Origin of the sequence: Lutibacter sp. B1 (assembly GCF_012524075.1) — a bacterium.
In the GTDB taxonomy this organism is placed as follows: domain Bacteria; phylum Bacteroidota; class Bacteroidia; order Flavobacteriales; family Flavobacteriaceae; genus Lutibacter.
On sequence record NZ_JAAZUI010000054.1, the window covers coordinates 1 to 3,641 of the forward strand.

Here is a 3,641-nt window from a genome sequence, read left to right on the forward strand (position 1 = left end):
AAGGGACTTCCCTAAAGGAACAGATTTTAACCTCATTGACGAAAAACAGCTCTTAAAACTCGAACATAAACTAAACAACAAACCCAGAAAAATCATTGGGTATAAAACTCCTAAAGAAGTATTGGAATCTGAATTAAAAAACGTAGCTTAGTAACTATTAAAAATTAAAACGCTTTGTTGCGTTACAACATTGAATGCAAGAATTGAAATTAAAAGATTATGCAACAAGAAAATGATTTTATTGAAAGAGAAATACAAAAACTTGCAAATTTTTTAAAACAAATAATTCAAAATTTATCAGGAAAAAATGGTGCTGAATTAGATAATGCAATTGAAATAATTAACATCGATTTAAAAGATAAATTAGATTTTTCAATATTTGAATTAATTGAATCTGAAAATGACACGTTTTATGAGAAAATTGAAAAACTTGATAAACAGATTATTGAAAATCTCTCTGTTTTATTTTATACAATAATTGAAAAGTCAACTGATTTGAACAAAAAGCAAGAATTAAATATGAGAAAAATGATTGATAAAACATTTTTGATGATTGATTTCCTTGATAATAATTCAAATATCTTTTCATTAAATCGAATGAATATGAAAAATCAATTAAAAAAATTATTACCAAAGACGTTTTAATTTATTTAAATAAAACAATTATAAATATGGCAAAACTTATTATAACGAGAGTTTCTGAGTGGAATAATAAAGCAAGAGAATTTGGAATTTATCTGAATAATAATAAAATTGGAGTAATCTCTGATGGTGAAACTAAAGAGTTTGAAATAGATTCTGGAAAATACAAAATTAATGGAAAAATTGATTGGTGTAAAAGTCCTATGCTCGAATTTGAAACAGTCGAAAATGAATCTACAAAAATTGAAATTGCTGGATTTAAATATGTAAATATCGTTATACCGATTGCTTTAGGTTTTTCATTAATATATCTCTTATTGAAAAATCTATTCGAGATTGACTTAAAGTTTCTGATTGTATTTACTGGAATTGGATTTCTTTTTCCTTTATATTATATAACATTTGGGAAAAATAAATATTTGAGAATTAGAGAAACTAAATAATAATAAAACGTGTTACAACAATGGCTATATTGCATTGTGGCGGATTTTCTTTTTCAGAAAATCCTCGTATATTTACTAACACAATTGCTATGGCGGAAAAATCTTGCCGATTTTTCCACAACGACAACATAGCCTAAACCGTTGTGTGTAATTTGAGAATTTGGATATTATACCAATTATTGGTATATTTGAATAAAATTTTATCAAAATGAACAAAAACACATCAATATCACTTGGAAATTATTTTGATCAATTCGTTCAAAGTAGAATAAGAGAAGGTCGATTTAAAAATGTTAGTGAAGTTATAAGAGCAGGATTAAGACTTTTAGAGGAAGAGGAAAGTAAAGTAATTGCATTGAGAAACGCAATTCAGGAGGGAATTGATAGCGGAATTGCTGAAGATTTTGACCCGAAAAAACATCTTGAATCTCTAAAGGCGAAAAAACACTCAAATGGCGAAATATAAATTGACCAATAAGGCGGTTGAAGATTTATCGAAAATTTGGGATTATACTTTCGAGGTTTGGTCTGAGAATCAAGCCGACAAATATTATGAAATATTGATTTCAACTTGTCAAGATATTGCAGATAATCCAGATTTAGGAAAAAACTATGACGGAATTACACAAAGTTTATTCGGTATGAAAACGAATCGACATATCATTTTCTACCGAACGTTAAATGAAAATTATATTGAAATTACCAGAATTTTACACGAACGAATGGATTTAAAAAAGAGAATATCCGAATAAAAAAACTACACACAACAATGGCTATATTGCATTACGGCGGATTTTCTTTTTCAGAAAATCCTCGTATATTTACTAACACAATTGCTTTGGCGGAAAAATCTTACCGATTTTTCCACAACGACAACATAGCCTAAACCGTTGCCTTTAATTGCGGAAGAAATCGGTCTATTCAATAACTTAACGCAACAAATCTAAATTTATAGATTTGTAAAAATGAGTTCAAAACATAGACGACTTTCTCTTAAAGAAAGAATCAAAATTGAGACACTTCTAAACGAGAATAAAACTAAAGCCTATATCGCTAAAACTTTAAATAGGTCGCGTTCAACTATTTCTCGTGAAATTAATAAATGGATACAAGATCCTAATGATAAATATGCGGCTGAATTAGCCCATTGGAATGCTAAAGACGATTACCTTAACAAAAGAAATCTTGATAAAATATCAACATACAAACCGCTTAAGCATTACGTTTATAAAGGACTTTTAAAAGGATGGACGCCTGAACAAATTAGTGGTAGAATTAAAATTCAATATCCAAACAATAAAATTATGTCTATTTCTCACGAAGCCATTTATAGACATATCTATACAAGACCGCAAGCGTCTTTAAATAAAAAACTTATCAAACTTCTCGTGAGAAAAAAAACGCGTAGAAGACCTATTAAAAAAGTACGTGGAAAAGGTTCTAAAATTATTAATCAAGTCAGTATTGACAAGAGACCTAAGCATATAGAACTTAGACAAGAAATTGGACATTGGGAAGGAGATTTAATCATTGGAAAAGGTCAAAAGTCTGCTATTGGAACCATTGTAGAACGTAAATCCAGATACACCTTAATCGTTAAATTAAAATCCAGAAAAGCTGATGAAGTTGCTAAAATGTTCTCTAAAAAAATCAATCAACTAAATAAAAAACTAAGAAAATCTATGACTTACGACAACGGTATTGAAATGGCTAAACATCAAATTATAACTCAAAAAACCGGTATGAAGATTTACTTTGCGCATCCCTACTCTTCTTGGGAAAGAGGTACTAACGAAAACACAAATGGTATCATTAGAAGAGATTTCCCTAAAGAAACTGATTTTAACCTTATTGACGAAAAACTGCTCTTAAAACTCGAACATAAACTAAACAACAAACCCAGAAAAATCATTGGGTATAAAACTCCTAAAGAAGTATTGGAATCTGAATTAAAAAACGTAGCTTAGTATCACTTAAAATTAACAACGCTTTGTTGCGTTACAACATTGAATGCAAGTCGTAAAAACAAAAATAGTTTCCATATATTGAAACTTTTTACTAACTTTGTCGTCTAAATAGTTAGAAAAGGAATGAAACCTAAATTTGATGTTATATTTTTAGAACAAGCTATTGAGTTTGTGGAAAATTTAGACAATAAAACAAGAACGAAAATATTTTACAATATTGATAAAGCTAAATTGATAAATGATCCTAAGCTTTTTAAAAAACTAAAAAATGAAATTTGGGAATTTAGAACAAAATACAATGGAGTTCAGATTAGACTTTTTGCCTTTTGGGATAAAACCGAGAAAACTGAAACTTTAGTAATATCAACTCACGGAATAATTAAAAAAGTGAGTAAAGTCCCGAAAGCTGAAATTGAAAAAGCGGAGAAATTGAGAATGGAATATTTTAATCAAAAAAAAACTTTAAAAAATGGAAACTACTAAAAAAATGAAAATGATGAGTTTAGACCAACTTAAAGATAAACATCTTGGAGAAGTTGGAACTATTGAAAGAGACAAATACGAATTTGATTTAAAAATTGAAATTCTT

The 3,641-nt window shown here is 28.4% G+C and carries 6 protein-coding genes; all 6 read left to right on the forward strand.

Going from position 1 to position 3,641, the window contains the following annotated elements:
- The first annotated feature begins 219 nt into the window (after positions 1-219).
- The 6 genes from HGB55_RS14525 (at position 220) to HGB55_RS14550 (ending at position 3,535) form a co-directional block, all read left to right on the forward strand.
- Positions 220-645: a hypothetical protein gene (locus HGB55_RS14525; protein WP_168817729.1), complete on the forward strand. Its 426-nt coding sequence runs from the start codon at positions 220-222 to the stop codon at positions 643-645.
- A 26-nt stretch (positions 646-671) separates the two neighbouring features.
- The gene (locus HGB55_RS14530; RefSeq protein WP_168817731.1) at positions 672-1,085 is read left to right on the forward strand and encodes a hypothetical protein; all 414 of its coding nucleotides are present in this window, start codon (positions 672-674) and stop codon (positions 1,083-1,085) included.
- A gap of 208 nt (positions 1,086-1,293) precedes the next feature.
- Positions 1,294-1,551 carry a type II toxin-antitoxin system ParD family antitoxin gene (locus tag HGB55_RS14535; RefSeq protein ID WP_070235496.1) on the forward strand — a complete coding sequence of 86 codons (258 nt, stop codon included), beginning with the start codon at positions 1,294-1,296 and terminating at the stop codon, positions 1,549-1,551.
- A complete protein-coding gene (locus HGB55_RS14540; protein ID WP_070235495.1) occupies positions 1,538-1,837 on the forward strand; it encodes a type II toxin-antitoxin system RelE/ParE family toxin in 300 nt (99 codons plus the stop codon). The genes HGB55_RS14535 and HGB55_RS14540 overlap by 14 nt, the downstream gene beginning before the upstream one ends.
- A gap of 213 nt (positions 1,838-2,050) precedes the next feature.
- Positions 2,051-3,052: an IS30 family transposase gene (locus tag HGB55_RS14545; protein WP_168817733.1), complete on the forward strand. Its 1,002-nt coding sequence runs from the start codon at positions 2,051-2,053 to the stop codon at positions 3,050-3,052.
- Positions 3,053-3,175: 123 nt separating this feature from the next.
- Positions 3,176-3,535 (forward strand): type II toxin-antitoxin system RelE/ParE family toxin, encoded by a 360-nt coding sequence (locus HGB55_RS14550; protein WP_168817735.1) that lies wholly within the window; start codon positions 3,176-3,178, stop codon positions 3,533-3,535.
- Positions 3,536-3,641: the final 106 nt, after the last annotated feature.

Coding starts and splice junctions, on each gene's coding strand:
- HGB55_RS14525 (WP_168817729.1), top strand. CDS start 220: ATGCAACAAGAAAATGATTTTATTGAAAGAGAAATACAAAAACTTGCA.
- HGB55_RS14530 (WP_168817731.1), top strand. CDS start 672: ATGGCAAAACTTATTATAACGAGAGTTTCTGAGTGGAATAATAAAGCA.
- HGB55_RS14535 (WP_070235496.1), top strand. CDS start 1,294: ATGAACAAAAACACATCAATATCACTTGGAAATTATTTTGATCAATTC.
- HGB55_RS14540 (WP_070235495.1), top strand. CDS start 1,538: ATGGCGAAATATAAATTGACCAATAAGGCGGTTGAAGATTTATCGAAA.
- HGB55_RS14545 (WP_168817733.1), top strand. CDS start 2,051: ATGAGTTCAAAACATAGACGACTTTCTCTTAAAGAAAGAATCAAAATT.
- HGB55_RS14550 (WP_168817735.1), top strand. CDS start 3,176: ATGAAACCTAAATTTGATGTTATATTTTTAGAACAAGCTATTGAGTTT.